Origin of the sequence: Rhizobium sp. Root491, from assembly GCF_001427205.1 — a bacterium.
Taxonomy (GTDB): Bacteria; Pseudomonadota; Alphaproteobacteria; order Rhizobiales; family Rhizobiaceae; genus Agrobacterium; species Agrobacterium tumefaciens.
This window is the reverse complement of the sequence record NZ_LMFF01000001.1, coordinates 868,800-882,987: the sequence shown is the minus strand read 5'-3', so window position 1 is coordinate 882,987 and position 14,188 is coordinate 868,800. Positions and strand designations below refer to the sequence as shown.

Genomic DNA, 14,188 nt, shown 5'->3' with positions numbered 1-14,188 from the left:
CCAGACAGGATGAGACTATGACCGCTCCGGTGACTTCCGCTTTGACGCCCAACAAGGATTGGTGGCGCGGCGCCGTGATCTATCAGATCTACCCGCGCTCCTATCAGGACTCCAATGGCGACGGCATCGGCGATCTCAAGGGCATCACCGACCGGTTGGCGCATATTGCCGGTCTCGGTGCCGACGCCATCTGGATTTCGCCCTTCTTCACCTCGCCAATGAAGGATTTCGGTTATGACGTCTCGAATTATGTCGATGTCGATCCGATGTTCGGCACGCTTGCCGATTTCGACGGGTTGATCGCGGAAGCGCACCGTCTGGGTATCCGCGTCATGATCGACCTCGTCATGTCGCACACGTCTGACCAGCATCCGTGGTTCGTGGAAAGCCGCGCCAGCCGCAACAATCCGAAATCGGAGTGGTATGTCTGGTCGGACAGCAAGCCGGATGGCACGCCGCCCAACAACTGGCTGTCGATCTTCGGCGGCTCCGGCTGGCAGTGGGACCCCACCCGCATGCAATATTACATGCACAACTTCCTGACCTCGCAGCCGGATCTCAACCTGCATAATCCGGAAGTGCAGGAAGAACTGCTCAATATCACCCGCTTCTGGCTGAAGCGCGGCGTCGATGGTTTCCGCCTCGATACCATCAATTTCTATTTCCACGATCTGGAATTGCGCGACAACCCGGCGCTGGCGCCGGAGCGCCGCAACGCCTCCACGGCACCTGCGGTCAATCCCTACAATTTCCAGGAACATCTCTACGACAAGAACCGCCCCGAAAACATCGCTTTCCTGAAACGCTTCCGCGCCGTGCTGGACGAGTTTCCGGATATTGCCGCCGTCGGAGAAGTGGGCGACAGCCAGCGCGGGCTCGAAATCGTCGGTGAATACACCTCCGGCGACGACAAGATGCAGATGTGCTACGCCTTCGAATTCCTGGCGCCGGATGCGCTCACGCCGCAGCGTGTTGCCGATGTGCAGGCGGATTTTGCCAGGGCCGCACCGGAAGGCTGGGCCTGCTGGGCTTTCTCCAACCACGATGTCGTTCGCCATGTCAGCCGCTGGGGCGAGCATGTCGAGGATAAGGATGCTTTCGCCAAGGTGCTCTCGGCGTTGTTGATGACGCAGCGCGGCTCCGTCTGCATCTATGAGGGTGAAGAGCTGGGCCTTACGGAAGCCGATATTGCTTTTGAGGATTTGCAGGACCCCTACGGCATTCAGTTCTGGCCGGAATTTAAAGGCCGCGACGGTTGCCGCACACCGATGGTGTGGGATGCGGGCCATGCGCAGGCCGGCTTCTCGACGTCGGACAAGACCTGGCTGCCCATTCCGGCCGAACACAAGCAGCGCGCCGTCAGCGCCCAGCAGGGCAACGAGGCATCCGTGCTGGAGCATTACCGCCGCTTCCTTTCCTTCCGCAAAAAGCATCCCGCTTTTGCCAAGGGCGGCATCGAATTCCAGCCAGTGGAGGGCGATGTGCTGAGCTACACCCGCACGCTCGGCAACGAAACCGTTCTGTGCCTCTTCAATCTGTCCGCGACGTCAGCAAAGGCGACGCTGCCGGAAGGGAACTGGGAGGTTCTCGAAGGCCACGGCTTTGCAAGCGATGTGGACGGCAGAAGCGTAGAACTTCCGGCATGGGGCGCTTTCTTCGCCCGTTACGCCTGATAGAGCAGGGAGGAACAACCCATGACAAGTCTCGTTCTCAAGGATATCCGCAAATCATACGGGCAGGTAAAAGTCCTGCACGGCATCGATCTGGAGATCGAACAGGGCGAATTCATCGTTTTCGTCGGGCCGTCCGGCTGTGGGAAATCGACGTTGCTGCGCATGATTGCGGGTCTGGAGGAAATCACCGGCGGCGAAATGTTCATCGACGGCCAGCTGGTCAATGAAATCCCGCCCTCGCGTCGCGGCATTGCCATGGTGTTCCAGTCCTATGCGCTTTATCCGCATATGACTGTTTACGACAACATGGCCTTCGGCATGAAGATCGCCAAGGAGAACCGTCAGGAGATCGACCGTCGCGTGCGCGCCGCTGCCGAAATCCTGCAGCTGACGCAATATCTGGAGCGTTTGCCCAAGGCTCTTTCTGGCGGCCAGCGCCAGCGCGTCGCCATCGGCCGTGCCATTTGCCGCAATCCCAAGGTGTTCCTGTTCGACGAACCCCTGTCGAACCTCGATGCCGCGCTGCGCGTCGCAACCCGCATCGAGATCGCCAAGCTCAATGAGCAGATGGCAGACACGACGATGATCTACGTCACCCACGATCAGGTGGAGGCGATGACGCTGGCCGACCGTATCGTCGTTTTGAATGCGGGTCGTGTGGAACAGGTCGGCCCGCCGCTGGAACTTTATGAAAACCCCGCCAACCTCTTCGTGGCGCGGTTCATCGGCTCGCCCGCCATGAACATCATTGCGGCAAAAATTGCCGTAACCGGGGAGCGGACTTCGATCGAACTTGCCGGCGGCAAGACGCTGAACATCGTCGTTCCCACGCCTGCAACCGAGCAGGGCAAGGCCGCGAGCTTCGGTGTCCGGCCGGAGGATTTGAGCATCGTCACCGGCGACGATTATCTTTTCGAGGGAAAAGTCGCGATCGTCGAGGCTCTCGGTGAAGTGACCCTGCTTTATCTCGAAGCGCCCAAGGGGCAGGAGCCGATCATCGTCAAGGTGCCGGGCATCGTATCCGTCGCCAAGGGTCAGACCCTGCGTTTTGCGGCACCGCAGGCAAAGCTCCATCTCTTTGATGCCGAGGGCAAGAACTACCGCAGATAGTTGCAGAGACAATGGCCGTGAGCTTCAGGAAACATGCCCCGGAACGTCCCGTTCCGGGGTTTTTTCATGATATTTTGCCGCTGTGGAAAAATGCCAAAAATGTTCCGTCTTCGGTCTGTTTAAGGTGACGCTGATATGAATTGTTAAAGACTACGTTTTAATCTTGGAGACGTTGAAAGAGCATGGAGGTCAGGGCGTGCAGAGCAGTGCGGGTGTTATCAAGAACAGTTACCTGACCAAGGAAGAATCCTTCATGTACGACCGCGAAGGCCGGTTTCGCATGGAAGACACCATGAATGCGGCGCGCATCGAATATACCGAGAAGGCCGTCATGCATATGGCCGCTCGCCGTTGCGACGTCATTCGCATTTCCCAGACCGAGGCCGTGCTGGCGCTGCTGACGAAATACAATCTTCCGAACCAGTTCTATCTGGATATTCCCGACGCCCGCATCACCAAGATCGGCTGCGTTATGTTGCGCGTCAACGCCAACAACACCATCCACGTCCGTTTTCTGCGCATGTTGACGCAAAAGGAACTCGACCGCATTTTCGTGTTCAGCACACATCCGGCGCACAAGGACCGGAAGCTCGATATCCGGTCTTTCTAAGGAGCTGGAGAATCTCCGGCTTCAGGAAAGCCCACCCAGAACCGTCTGCTTCAGCTTCACATCCGGCACTTCCGCAAAGGCAAGATCGCTGCGGCCGAAATAGGATTTCTGGTTGGTGGCGGACCAGTCGTTGCAGACCAGTTTGTAGCGCTCTCTTGCGACCGGTTTTTCCGGCATGGCGTAAAGATAATCGCCGGTGCGGTCAGCAAGCGGAATGTTGCCGTCCTGATTGCAGCGCTTGAGGATTTGCGCAAGCGTTTCGCCATCCACTTCCGTCACCATCAGCTTGCCGTCGAAACGCAGCGAGGCGTTGAAATCGTAGCGGCGGATATCACCCCTTGGCAAACCAGCGCCGAAGGAGGTGTGGCCGATGAAGCCGACATCCGCGCCGGTTTTTGCGGCGATCAGTTGCGCCACACGGCGTCCGGCCTCGTCAACTGTCATCGCCTTTTCCGTTTTGCCGACAACCGCCTTCTCTTCTGCCGTCAGATGTTTGTCGAGCGTCTGTTCGATCAGGCCTTTGAGCGCCGGGGAGGAGGGGGCGTCGCTGTCGATGGCGACGGTCTCGATCGTCGGCGCCTTGCCAGCAGCTTCGATCGTCGCAATGGCCATGGAGGTGCACCATGAACCCGTGTGTACATAGCGCGTCGCACCCTGTTCATGCACGAAGTTCAGGTGATCGTGGCCGCCGACCAGCAGGGTGCCATCAGGCAGCAATGGCAGGATATCGCGGTCGGCAACAACACCGGCGTGGCTGAGAACGATGTTGATGGCCTCCGGCTTGACGATTGCCGGCAGATTCGCCTTGGCCCATTCCACAGGCTGCGGAATATCCAGCATCTCACGCGTCGCCTTCGGATAGGTATTGATCGCGTTGGTGGCAAGGCCCGCAACGACGACCGGCCGTCCGCCCACACTCACCTCCGCACTGGCCGGTGCATAGGGTGCGCCGCTGCGCTTGTCGATGATGTTGGACAGCACGTTGATGCCGAGCGCGCGGGCACGACTGACGAAATTGGCGAGGTCGTTATCGATATCCGGTTCATGGTTGCCGATATTGACGACGGTGGGCGCGAGCCTGGCGAGCGCCGAGAGGAACGTCCACTCGATTTCGCCGGACGACCGTGTCGCCACCGCATTGCCGGTTTCGAACAGGTCGCCGTTCAGAAGAATAATGTGGGGTGCCTTGTCAGCTGCGATGCGCATTTCTATGGCTGCTAGGAGCTGCCCGATGCGCTCATAGGCCGAATGCAGGTCGGAAATCACGATTGCACGCAGGGCCACATCCTGCGCCTCCGCCGGCGTTGCCACCACCATCAACGGCAGTATGGCGGTGCCAGCCATAAGCTTCAGCACGTCACGGCGTTTGCTTGAGAAAATCGTCATGTCTGGCCCCATCATCTTGAAATGCGTCATCGTCCCGCGGCTGGCTGAGAAGCCCCTATAGGGCGATCATCACAGCCGCATGACAAGTTTGGCGTTTAAGAGACGGGAAATAAAGCGGTTTCAGCGCGGGTTATGCGGGTCATGCCAAGAGGGTGCGGAGGCGAGGCCGAATCCGGCCTTCGCCTCCGGACGATCAATGGAACAGAACGCTGGCGCCCTGGTCGGCAGGGCCGACATTACGGCGGAACGGGGCGAAAAGTTCGCGGCCCATGCCCCATTCGTTGGCGGAAAGGTCGGCGCGCGCCGGTTCGCGCTTTGCCAGCTCTGCGGCTGGAACAAGCACTTCAAGCGTTCCGGAAATGGCGTCGAGACGGATGATGTCGCCATCGCGGATGAGCGAGATCGGGCCGCATTCGGAAGCTTCCGGCGTGACATGGATGGCGGCCGGCACCTTGCCGGAAGCGCCGGACATGCGTCCGTCCGTCACCAGCGCCACCTTGAAGCCGCGATCCTGCAGTACGCCAAGTGGCGGTGTCAGGCGGTGCAGTTCCGGCATGCCGTTGGCCTTCGGACCCTGGAAGCGGACGACAGCGATGAAATCGCGGTTGAGCTTGCCGTCCTTGAAGGCATCCTGAAGCTCCTGTTGGTCGTTAAAGACGATCGCGGGCGCTTCGATGATATGGCGTTCGGGCTTGACGGCGGAGATCTTGATGACCGATTTGCCGAGATTGCCGGTCAGCATTTTCAGACCGCCGGTCGGCTGGAACGGCATTTCAATGCTGGCGAGAACCTTCGGGTCGTGGCTCTGCTCGGGAGAAGGCTCGCGGGTCACCGCGCCGTTTTCGTCAAGCTTGGCATCCACGGTGTAGGCTTCGAGCCCCTGTCCGAAGACGGTGCGGACATCGTCATGCACGAAGCCCTGTTTCAAAAGCTGCTTGATGAGGAAGCCCATGCCGCCTGCGGCGTGGAAATGGTTCACATCCGCAAGACCGTTGGGATAGACGCGGGCAAGCAGCGGCACGGTATCCGATAGGTCGGAAATATCCTGCCAGGTGAGGATGATGCCGGCTGCGCGCGCCATGGCGATCAGATGCATGGTGTGGTTGGTCGAGCCGCCCGTCGCGTGCAGGCCAACGACGCCGTTGACGATCGAGCGCTCATCGATCATTTCGCCCGCAGGCGTGAATTCGTTGCCCTGCGCGGTGATGGCGAGCGCCCGCTTGGCGGCCTCGCGTGTCAGCGCGTCGCGCAGCGGCGTGCCGGGATTGATGAAGGAAGAGCCGGGCATGTGGAAACCCATGATCTCCATCAGCATCTGGTTGGAATTTGCCGTGCCGTAGAAAGTGCAGGTGCCGGGACCATGATAGGATTTGGACTCCGCCTCCAGCAGCTCGGCGCGCCCAACCTTGCCCTCTGCATAAAGCTGGCGAATGCGGGATTTCTCGTCGTTCGGCAGGCCGGTGGTCATAGGCCCGGCGGGGATGAAGATGGAGGGCAGGTGACCGAAGGAAAGCGCTGCGATGACGAGGCCGGGAACGATCTTGTCGCAGACACCGAGATAGACGGCGGCGTCGAACATGTTATGCGACAGGCCGATGCCGGCAGCCATGGCGATGGCATCACGGGAGAATAGAGAGAGCTCCATGCCCGGCTGGCCCTGGGTTACGCCGTCGCACATGGCAGGCACGGCACCCGCAACCTGCGCCACGCCGCCGGCTTGCGCTGCGGCCTCGCGGATGATTGCCGGAAAGGTCTCGTAGGGCTGGTGCGCCGACAGCATGTCGTTATAGGCGGTGATGATGCCGAGATTGCCAACCCGGTCGCCGGCAAGGAGGTCCTTGTCGGCGGGGGAACAGACAGCAAATCCATGCGCGAGGTTACCGCAGGAGAGAGTGGAGCGATGAACCCCCTTCGAAACCTGCAGCCGCAGCCGCTCGAGATAGGTCTCGCGGTAAGGCTTGGAGCGTTCGACGATGCGGGCGGTAATGGCCTGAATGCGGGAATCGGCGGACATGAGCGTTCATCCTGTTCGTTGGTCGAGAACCGGCGTTCCGGGAGATGAAGGACCGGTTATCGTGTTTTCGTCTTGTGTCGTCGGGCGCTGTCGCGGGGCCGCTTGCGCGGCAACCGCATCCAGTTATGGCGCCCAGTAAATATCCAGGGCGGTTTCTGCCCGGTTCAGCACGGCGCGGATCGGCATTTCGTCCTCATCCTCGCCCGACTGTGCTTTTTCAAGCGCCGCCTTTTTTGCTGCACCTTCGATGTGGAGCACCAGAAAACCTGCATCGTGAAGGCTGGAGAAGTTGAACGTCAACCGTTCTTCCCCCGCGGTTTCCGCCGCCATGGTCAAAACGCCGCGCGGTTCGTCAAGGTCGAGCGCTTCGTAGAGATTGTCGCCACCGGGAAAGAACGATGCCGTATGCCCATCCGTTCCCATGCCCAGCACGACGACATCAAAAGGATCGCAGATCGCTTCGGTCTTGACGGTCGCAAGCGTCGCTGCATCCTCAGGCGAGGCCGCGGGCTGGAACAGCGGCACGAAATAGGCCGCCTTCGCCTTGTCCTGCAACAGGTTCTCGCTGACCAGCCGGTGGTTCGAGCGCTCGCTCTCCGGCGGCACGAACCGTTCGTCCACCAGCGTCACGCTGATGTTGCTCCAGTCGAGATCATGATGGGAAAGCGCCTGGAAGAACAGCTTGGGCGTTGAACCGCCCGAAACGGCAATGCTTGCCGTTCCGTATTCTTTCGTTGCCGCGTCGAGACGCGCGGCAACATCCGCCGCCAGGGTTTTCGCCAGTTCAGCGGCTGTGTCGAAGACATGGATTGTTTCGCTCATACCCGCGCCCTCAGTCAGCATCGTGCCAGGTGCGGCCGTCGCGCTCGATCAGTGCGATCGAGCCGCTCGGACCCCAGGTTCCGGCAGTATAACCCTGTACGCCCTGTCCCAGCTCTTCCCAGCTCTTGAGGATCGGATCGACCCAGTCCCAGGCCGCTTCCACTTCGTCGCGGCGCATGAACAGTGTCTGGTTGGAGCGGATGGTATCCATCAAAAGCCGCTCATAGGCATCGGGGCTGCGCACATTGAAGGCTTCGGCAAAGCTCATGTCCAGCGAGACCTGACGCAGACGCATGCCGCCCGGGCCGGGATCCTTGATGAGCAGCGACTGCTTGACGCCTTCGTCCGGTTGGAGGCGAATGACCAGCTTGTTGGCTTCGATCTTGCCGGCCGCATCGTCGAAGATCGAATGCGGGATCTGCTTGAACGTGACGACGATTTCCGAAACGCGGGTCGCAAGGCGTTTTCCCGTGCGAATGTAGAAAGGAACGCCTGCCCAGCGCCAGTTGGCAATTTCGGCCTTGATGGCGACGAAGGTTTCCGTGTTGGAAACGCCGCCCTCCAGCTCCTCCAGATAACCTTTCACCGGGCCGCCTGCGGAAGCGCCGGCGCGGTACTGGCCGCGAACCGTCAGCTTTTCAACATTGCTGGTGTTGATCGGCTTCAGGGAGCGCAGAACCTTGAGCTTTTCGTCACGCACGGCTTCCGCGTTCATGGAAGCGGGCGGCTCCATGGCAACGAGGCAAAGCAATTGCAGAATGTGGTTCTGCACCATGTCGCGCAACGCACCGGCCGTATCGTAATATCCGGCGCGACCCTCAAGGCCGACAGCTTCTGCGACCGTGATCTGCACGTGGTCGATATGGGCGGAATTCCAAAGCGGCTCGTAAAGCGCGTTGGCAAAACGCAGTGCCATCAGGTTCTGCACCGTCTCCTTGCCAAGATAGTGGTCGATGCGGAAGATCTGTTCTTCCTTGAAGACGTGGCCGATGGTGTCGTTGAGTTCCTGCGCCGAGGCAAGGTCGCGGCCGATCGGCTTTTCAACGACGATGCGGGTCGAGCGGGTGATAAGCTTGTGTTCGCGGATCTTGTCGGCGATATCGCCGAAAATGCCGGGCGCAACAGCGAGATAGAAGGCGCGTATGCGCTCCTTGCCCTCATCGAGCAGCTTCTTCAACACGTCCCATCCGTTGCCGGATTTTGCGTCGACGGGAACGTAGAAAAGCCGGTTGAGGAACAGCGCAACCTGCGCATCATCATATTCGCCCGCCTTCAGATGCTCCTTCAGCGCGTCCTGCGCGAATTTGCGATATTCCTCATGGCTCATGACCGAACGCGACGCGCCGATGATACGGGTCGGCTCCGTGAACTGGCCTTCGACCTGACGGTGATAAAGGGCCGGCAAAAGCTTGCGCTCTGCCAAATCGCCTGTGCCGCCGAAAACGACACAATCAAAAGCTTCAACAGGAATGATCTGACTGCTCATATCGATACTCTCGATCTTCAAGGGTTGGGGCATCCATAATCTAATCGATTTAAAAATGCCAGTCTCAGTTATGTGAAATTATGAATTTTGGTTTCACGGGTCGAAAACCCGTACCGATTGTCATTGAGTGATGCCGGCTAGAAAGCAGGGTTCTTGAACAAGCCTTTGGCCGGCGGCGGAACGGAAAAAAAGAAAAAAACGACGATTGCTGCGATTTTCCCCATCCATGATCGCGGTGATGGCTCATCGACCTTGTGCGAGGCATCTATACTGTCCAGCAGCAGTCTTGCCTCATGCCGCTGCCACTCCGGCACCCGGATTTCCATGCCTCCGAACGCGACCGTCAAATGCCAGTTCACGGAAACGATATGGGCCGAGGGCAGGGTGGTGTGGATGCCATAGGCGCGCAGAAACGAACACGTCACGGCGGTTTCCGCCATCCCGTAACCGGTCGCAATCGTTACAAGCCTGTCGCTAGGTCTTTCCATCAGATCTCCAGAGGTGGGCGGATTTCCTAAAACCTGTCTCGCAATGCGTACCATGAGAGCGCCAGGAAAAGCAGCGGTGCCCGCAGCGATGCGCCGCCGGGGAACGAAGGAACCTTCAACCGCGCGAATGGCGCCAGCATATCCTGTCTGCCGAGAACGAGATCGGCATAGAGCTTGCCGCAATAGTTCGACAGCATCACCCCGTGTCCGGAATAACCGCCGATGGAGGTGACCCCTGGCATGACTTCCCGCACGAACACCCGCCTTGGCAGGGTGATGCCGACGGAGCCGCCCCAGGAATGGGTGATCTCGACATTTCCGAGTTCGGGATAGATTTCAGCGATCTGCCGGCGAATATGGCTGGAAATGTCGCGCGGCGTATCGGCCGTATAGGCCTCGCGCCCGCCGAACAGCAGCCGGTTGTCGACCGTCTTGCGGAAATAGCGCACCACGAAACGGGAATCGGCCACGGCTTCCTTGCCGGGAATAATGTCGGGATAAGCGTCAAGCGGTGCGGTCGCGCCGATGAAGGAGCGGATGGGCATGATATGGGCCGCCGTTACCGGTTCCAGATTGCCGATATAGGCATTGGTCGCAATCAGCACCCGCGTTGCGGTCAGCGTGCCGGAGGGCGTTTCGATGATGGTCTTGCCGCCCGCCTGGCGTATGGATTTGGCGGGCGTCATTTCATGGATGCCGGCGCCCGCCTCTTTTGCGGCTTTCGCAAGCCCGACCAGCAGCTTCAGCGGATGGATATGGCCGGTGCCGGTATCGCGTGTGCCGCCGAAATAATGGCTGGAGCCGACACGTCTGCGTGCGTCCGCCCGCTCCATGTAGGAAATATGCGGATAGCCGTAGCGATTGTTCATCGCATCGACGCTTTTGCGGTAATCGTCTTCGTAAGCAGCCTTGTGCGCAACATAGAGCTGCCCCGGCAGATACTCCATGTCGATGCCGTGATCGCGGGCGAAGTTGAGGACGTAGTGTTTGGCATCCTCGGCGATATCGAACAGTACCTTCGACTGCTCGAAGCCGATCTCGTCTTCCATCTCGTCGGGAAAAGAGCGCTGCCCGGTGCCGAATTGCCCGCCGTTGCGGCCGGATGCGCCGTCGCCGAAACGATGCGCCTCGATCAAGGCGACGGAGACACCGTTGGCGGCAAGATTAAAGGCGGCCTGAAGCCCGGTATAGCCGCCGCCGACGACCGCGACATCCACTGCTTTCGACCCGTCGAGCGCCGGATATTGCGGCCGCTCCTGGGCGCTTGCCTGATACCAGGAAATCCCCGGCGCTATCGGGCTTTGCCACGTCATGCTTCAGACCTCACACGTTGAGAAGCAGGAATTCCCGCTCCCATGGGCTGATGACCTGCATGAATGTCTCGAATTCCCCGCGCTTCAGGCCCGCATAAAGGCCGACGAATTCATGGCCGAACACCCGCTCGAACTGTTCTTCGCCTTCCAGCAGCGCCACGGCTTCCAGCAGCCCGCGCGGCAGGTCGATGGAGCCTTCATTGGCCGTATCGGCGGTCGGTTCGGTCGGCTCGATATTGTTGACGATGCCGAGCCAGCCGCAGGCAAGCGAAGCGGCAAGCGCGAGATAGGGATTGGCATCCGAACTCGGCAGGCGGTTTTCGACACGCCTTGCCTGCGGGCTGGAAATCGGCACGCGGAAAGCCGTCGTGCGATTGTCGTAACCCCAGGCATTGTTGACCGGGCAAGCCATGTCAGGTGTCAGGCGGCGATAGGAATTCACGTAAGGAGCAAGCATCACCAGCGCGTTCGGAACATAACGCTGCATGCCGCCGACGAAGGCGAAGAACTCCTTGGATGGGCCGCCGTCCTTGTTGGAGAAGATATTGCGGCCGCTGTCGATCTCCACCACCGACTGATGGATATGCATGGCCGAACCCGGCTGACCCTGCATGGGCTTGGCCATGAAGGTGGCGTAGATGCCATGCTTCAATGCTGCTTCACGGATCGTGCGCTTGAACAGGAACACCTGGTCGGCAAGTTCGATCGGATCGCCATGGCGCAGGTTAATTTCCAGCTGGGCCGGGCCTTCCTCATGGATCAGGGTATCGATCTCGAGGCCCTGTTTTTCGGAGAAGTGATAGATATCGTCGATCAGTTCGTCGAACTCGTTGATGCCGGCGATGGAATAGCTCTGCCCACCGACAATGGAGCGTCCGGAGCGGCCCTTCGGCGGATGCAGCGGATAGTCAGGGTCGTCATTCATGGCGACCAGGTAGAATTCGATTTCCGGCGCGACGACCGGCTTCCAGCCTTTTTCCGTGTAAAGCGAAAGCACGTTTTTCAGCACGTTGCGCGGCGTATAGGGAACGAAATTACCCTCGGCATCCACGACATCGCAGATCACCTGCGCGGTCGGGTCGCTTTCCCATGGCACCACGGACAGCGTGGAAAGATCAGGCACAAGCTTCAGGTCGCTGTCGCGCGGCTCATAGCGGAAGTTTGCCGTCTCATCCGGGTATTCGCCCGAGATCGTGTGGCGATAGAGCGCGGAGGGCAGGGCAAGCGAGGTGTCGCCCGTAAATTTCGCCGTCGGCATCATCTTGCCACGCGCAACCCCGGCGAGATCGGGTGTTATGCATTCAATATCCTCGATACCGCGCGCCCTCAACCATTGCGAAGCTTCGCGCCAGGAGGAAACGCCACGGGTAGAGGAAAGGTCGAGGGGAGGTTTCTTTGCCATGGTTGCCTGTTTCTTCGGGCGGAGCATGGTTTTCTTCGGGGGCATGTATCACCGGGTCTGTGTTTCGACTGGCGCCATCATAACCGGAGTTTGGCAATTGGCGAGGGGGAAAGCGCCATTGACAACGGGCGACACTTCGAAAAGAGGAAAGGGAGAAGCAAACGGAAAACAACTATGGCAGACAAATGTGACGTGCTGATTTTGGGGGCGGGGGCTGCCGGCATGATGTGCGCCATCCGCGCCGGCCAGCGCGGCCGCTCCGTCATCATCCTCGACCATGCCAAGGCGCCGGGCGAGAAAATCCGCATCTCCGGCGGCGGCCGCTGCAATTTCACCAACATCCACGCCGGGCCGAAGAACTATCTCTCCGCCAACCCGCATTTCGCCAAATCCGCACTTGCCCGTTACACGCCGCGCGATTTCATCGCTCTGGTCGAAAAACATCGTATCGCCTGGCATGAAAAGACGCTTGGGCAGCTGTTCTGCGACGATAGCGCCAAGGACATCATCCGCATGCTGCTTGGCGAAATGCAGGCTGCAAAGGTGAAATTGAGGCTCGAAACCGCTGTTTCTGATGTCGCCCATGATGGCGGCCGGTTTCGCGTGACGACCTCCGGCGGCGTCATCGAGGCGGAAAGCCTTGTGGTCGCAACTGGCGGCAAGTCGATCCCGAAAATGGGTGCGACCGGTTTTGCCTACCAGATCGCCGAGCAATTCGGCCTGTCGCTCATCGAGACGCGCCCCGGCCTCGTGCCGCTGACGCTTGATCCTGCGGCACTGGAAAGGCTGAGCCCCCTTGCCGGTGTTGCCGTGCCAGCCGAAATTTCCCATGCCAAAACGGCTTTCAACGAAGCACTGCTGTTTACCCATCGGGGCCTGAGCGGCCCCTCGATCCTGCAAATCTCCTCCTATTGGCGGGAGGGCGATACGATCCGCCTTAAACTGGAGCCTGCGCGCGATATCGTCGCCTTGCTAAAGGAAGCGAAACAGAAGAACGGCCGCCAGTCGGCCCAGACCGCTCTTGCGGAAATCCTGCCGAAACGGCTGGCGCAGCATGTCGTGGAAAAATCGGGGCTGACCGGCAACCTTGCCGATATGTCAGACAAGGCTCTGGCGACACTGGCAAATGAGGTGCAGGACTGGCAGATCAAGCCAGCCGGTTCCGAGGGATATCGCACGGCGGAAGTCACTCTTGGCGGCGTGGATACGACCGGCCTCGATTCCCGCAGCATGGCAGCGAAAACCGTGGCGGGCCTCTATTTCATCGGCGAATGTGTTGACGTGACCGGCTGGCTGGGCGGTTATAATTTCCAGTGGGCCTGGGCCTCCGGTCAGGCAGCAGGTGAATTCGCCTGAAACCGCTCGTATTAACACCTTGTTAATGGGCACGGGTCATCCTGACAGAATGCCAGCAAAGCCGAATCTCGTTGTGGTTCCGCTGTACATGATGTCATGCTGGAGGCTCTTAACAGGGCATGGGTCGGTTGAGTTTTTCGTCAGGAGCCCGCGCATGAACAGATCCGCACATCGCCGCCCTCGCGCCATTGCCATCGCCCGCGCCGAAAGCGAGAGCAGGCAGTTGGCCTTTCGCCTGACTGCAATCGCAGCCGGTGCCGTGGCTGCCCTGATCGCCCTTTTTTATTAAGGTCAGGCTCTTCGCTTTCGCCCTTGCAGCAACCGCGATAAACAGCCGCCACGGCCAGGATGCCTCGGCCATATCGGCATAGAATTTCTCTTCCTGCCGGATGGCTTCCCGCCGCGTGCGCGGCGTCTGGTTTTCGATGATGGCCAATGCTGAATAAAATACGTGCATGTCACTCTCCATGTTGCGGAGGGCCATGATGCACGCCGTTTTTTGATTTATCTGCGCAAGAAAATGCGCTA

Annotated in this window: 12 protein-coding genes; 4 read left to right on the top strand and 8 right to left on the bottom strand. The window is 59.6% G+C overall.

The window, feature by feature from the left end; translation table 11 throughout:
* Positions 1-17 precede the first annotated feature (17 nt).
* The 3 genes from ASD46_RS04375 (at position 18) to ASD46_RS04365 (ending at position 3,393) form a co-directional block, all read left to right on the top strand.
* Complete coding sequence (locus ASD46_RS04375; protein ID WP_025592496.1) at positions 18-1,673, top strand: alpha-glucosidase family protein; 1,656 nt, start codon at positions 18-20, stop codon at positions 1,671-1,673.
* A 21-nt stretch (positions 1,674-1,694) separates the two neighbouring features.
* Entirely contained in the window at positions 1,695-2,783 is a 1,089-nt protein-coding gene (locus ASD46_RS04370) for an ABC transporter ATP-binding protein (RefSeq protein WP_013635492.1), read from the top strand.
* A 253-nt stretch (positions 2,784-3,036) separates the two neighbouring features.
* On the top strand, positions 3,037-3,393 hold the full coding sequence (locus tag ASD46_RS04365) for a hypothetical protein (protein ID WP_034501827.1): 357 nt from the start codon (positions 3,037-3,039) through the stop codon (positions 3,391-3,393).
* Between the two features lie 21 nt (positions 3,394-3,414).
* Here ASD46_RS04365 and ASD46_RS04360 read toward each other — a convergent pair whose 3' ends face one another.
* The 7 genes from ASD46_RS04360 to ASD46_RS04330 all read right to left on the bottom strand — a co-directional run bounded on the left by ASD46_RS04360 (position 3,415) and on the right by ASD46_RS04330 (position 12,349).
* Positions 3,415-4,779 carry a metallophosphoesterase gene (locus ASD46_RS04360; RefSeq protein WP_025592497.1) on the bottom strand — a complete coding sequence of 455 codons (1,365 nt, stop codon included), beginning with the start codon at positions 4,777-4,779 and terminating at the stop codon, positions 3,415-3,417.
* 193 nt (positions 4,780-4,972) lie between these two features.
* Positions 4,973-6,793, bottom strand: a complete 1,821-nt coding sequence (gene edd, locus ASD46_RS04355) for a phosphogluconate dehydratase (RefSeq protein ID WP_025592499.1) — start codon at positions 6,791-6,793, stop codon at positions 4,973-4,975.
* A 123-nt stretch (positions 6,794-6,916) separates the two neighbouring features.
* Complete coding sequence (pgl, locus tag ASD46_RS04350) at positions 6,917-7,615, bottom strand: 6-phosphogluconolactonase (RefSeq protein WP_025592501.1); 699 nt, start codon at positions 7,613-7,615, stop codon at positions 6,917-6,919.
* Positions 7,616-7,625: 10 nt separating this feature from the next.
* Positions 7,626-9,101, bottom strand: a complete 1,476-nt coding sequence (zwf, locus tag ASD46_RS04345) for a glucose-6-phosphate dehydrogenase (protein WP_003515142.1) — start codon at positions 9,099-9,101, stop codon at positions 7,626-7,628.
* A gap of 137 nt (positions 9,102-9,238) precedes the next feature.
* Positions 9,239-9,589, bottom strand: a complete 351-nt coding sequence (locus tag ASD46_RS04340) for a hypothetical protein (protein WP_025592503.1) — start codon at positions 9,587-9,589, stop codon at positions 9,239-9,241.
* Between the two features lie 26 nt (positions 9,590-9,615).
* Positions 9,616-10,902, bottom strand: coding sequence for an NAD(P)/FAD-dependent oxidoreductase (locus ASD46_RS04335; protein ID WP_003515145.1), 1,287 nt, complete (start codon positions 10,900-10,902; stop codon positions 9,616-9,618).
* A gap of 10 nt (positions 10,903-10,912) precedes the next feature.
* A complete protein-coding gene (locus tag ASD46_RS04330) occupies positions 10,913-12,349 on the bottom strand; it encodes a glutamine synthetase family protein (protein WP_013635499.1) in 1,437 nt (478 codons plus the stop codon).
* A gap of 129 nt (positions 12,350-12,478) precedes the next feature.
* On the opposite strand from ASD46_RS04330, the gene ASD46_RS04325 reads away from it, so the two are divergent.
* A complete protein-coding gene (locus tag ASD46_RS04325; protein WP_025592506.1) occupies positions 12,479-13,660 on the top strand; it encodes an NAD(P)/FAD-dependent oxidoreductase in 1,182 nt (393 codons plus the stop codon).
* Between the two features lie 109 nt (positions 13,661-13,769).
* Here ASD46_RS04325 and ASD46_RS04320 read toward each other — a convergent pair whose 3' ends face one another.
* A complete protein-coding gene (locus ASD46_RS04320) occupies positions 13,770-14,117 on the bottom strand; it encodes a hypothetical protein (protein WP_003515148.1) in 348 nt (115 codons plus the stop codon).
* Positions 14,118-14,188 lie beyond the last annotated feature (71 nt).

What these genes read in the sequence shown, in the direction of transcription:
- ASD46_RS04375 (WP_025592496.1), top strand. Translation starts at nt 18, where the DNA reads ATGACCGCTCCGGTGACTTCCGCTTTGACGCCCAACAAGGATTGGTGG.
- ASD46_RS04370 (WP_013635492.1), top strand. Translation starts at nt 1,695, where the DNA reads ATGACAAGTCTCGTTCTCAAGGATATCCGCAAATCATACGGGCAGGTA.
- ASD46_RS04365 (WP_034501827.1), top strand. Translation starts at nt 3,037, where the DNA reads ATGTACGACCGCGAAGGCCGGTTTCGCATGGAAGACACCATGAATGCG.
- ASD46_RS04360 (WP_025592497.1), bottom strand. Translation starts at nt 4,779, where the DNA reads ATGACGATTTTCTCAAGCAAACGCCGTGACGTGCTGAAGCTTATGGCT.
- edd (WP_025592499.1), bottom strand. Translation starts at nt 6,793, where the DNA reads ATGTCCGCCGATTCCCGCATTCAGGCCATTACCGCCCGCATCGTCGAA.
- pgl (WP_025592501.1), bottom strand. Translation starts at nt 7,615, where the DNA reads ATGAGCGAAACAATCCATGTCTTCGACACAGCCGCTGAACTGGCGAAA.
- zwf (WP_003515142.1), bottom strand. Translation starts at nt 9,101, where the DNA reads ATGAGCAGTCAGATCATTCCTGTTGAAGCTTTTGATTGTGTCGTTTTC.
- ASD46_RS04340 (WP_025592503.1), bottom strand. Translation starts at nt 9,589, where the DNA reads ATGGAAAGACCTAGCGACAGGCTTGTAACGATTGCGACCGGTTACGGG.
- ASD46_RS04335 (WP_003515145.1), bottom strand. Translation starts at nt 10,902, where the DNA reads ATGACGTGGCAAAGCCCGATAGCGCCGGGGATTTCCTGGTATCAGGCA.
- ASD46_RS04330 (WP_013635499.1), bottom strand. Translation starts at nt 12,349, where the DNA reads ATGCCCCCGAAGAAAACCATGCTCCGCCCGAAGAAACAGGCAACCATG.
- ASD46_RS04325 (WP_025592506.1), top strand. Translation starts at nt 12,479, where the DNA reads ATGGCAGACAAATGTGACGTGCTGATTTTGGGGGCGGGGGCTGCCGGC.
- ASD46_RS04320 (WP_003515148.1), bottom strand. Translation starts at nt 14,117, where the DNA reads ATGCACGTATTTTATTCAGCATTGGCCATCATCGAAAACCAGACGCCG.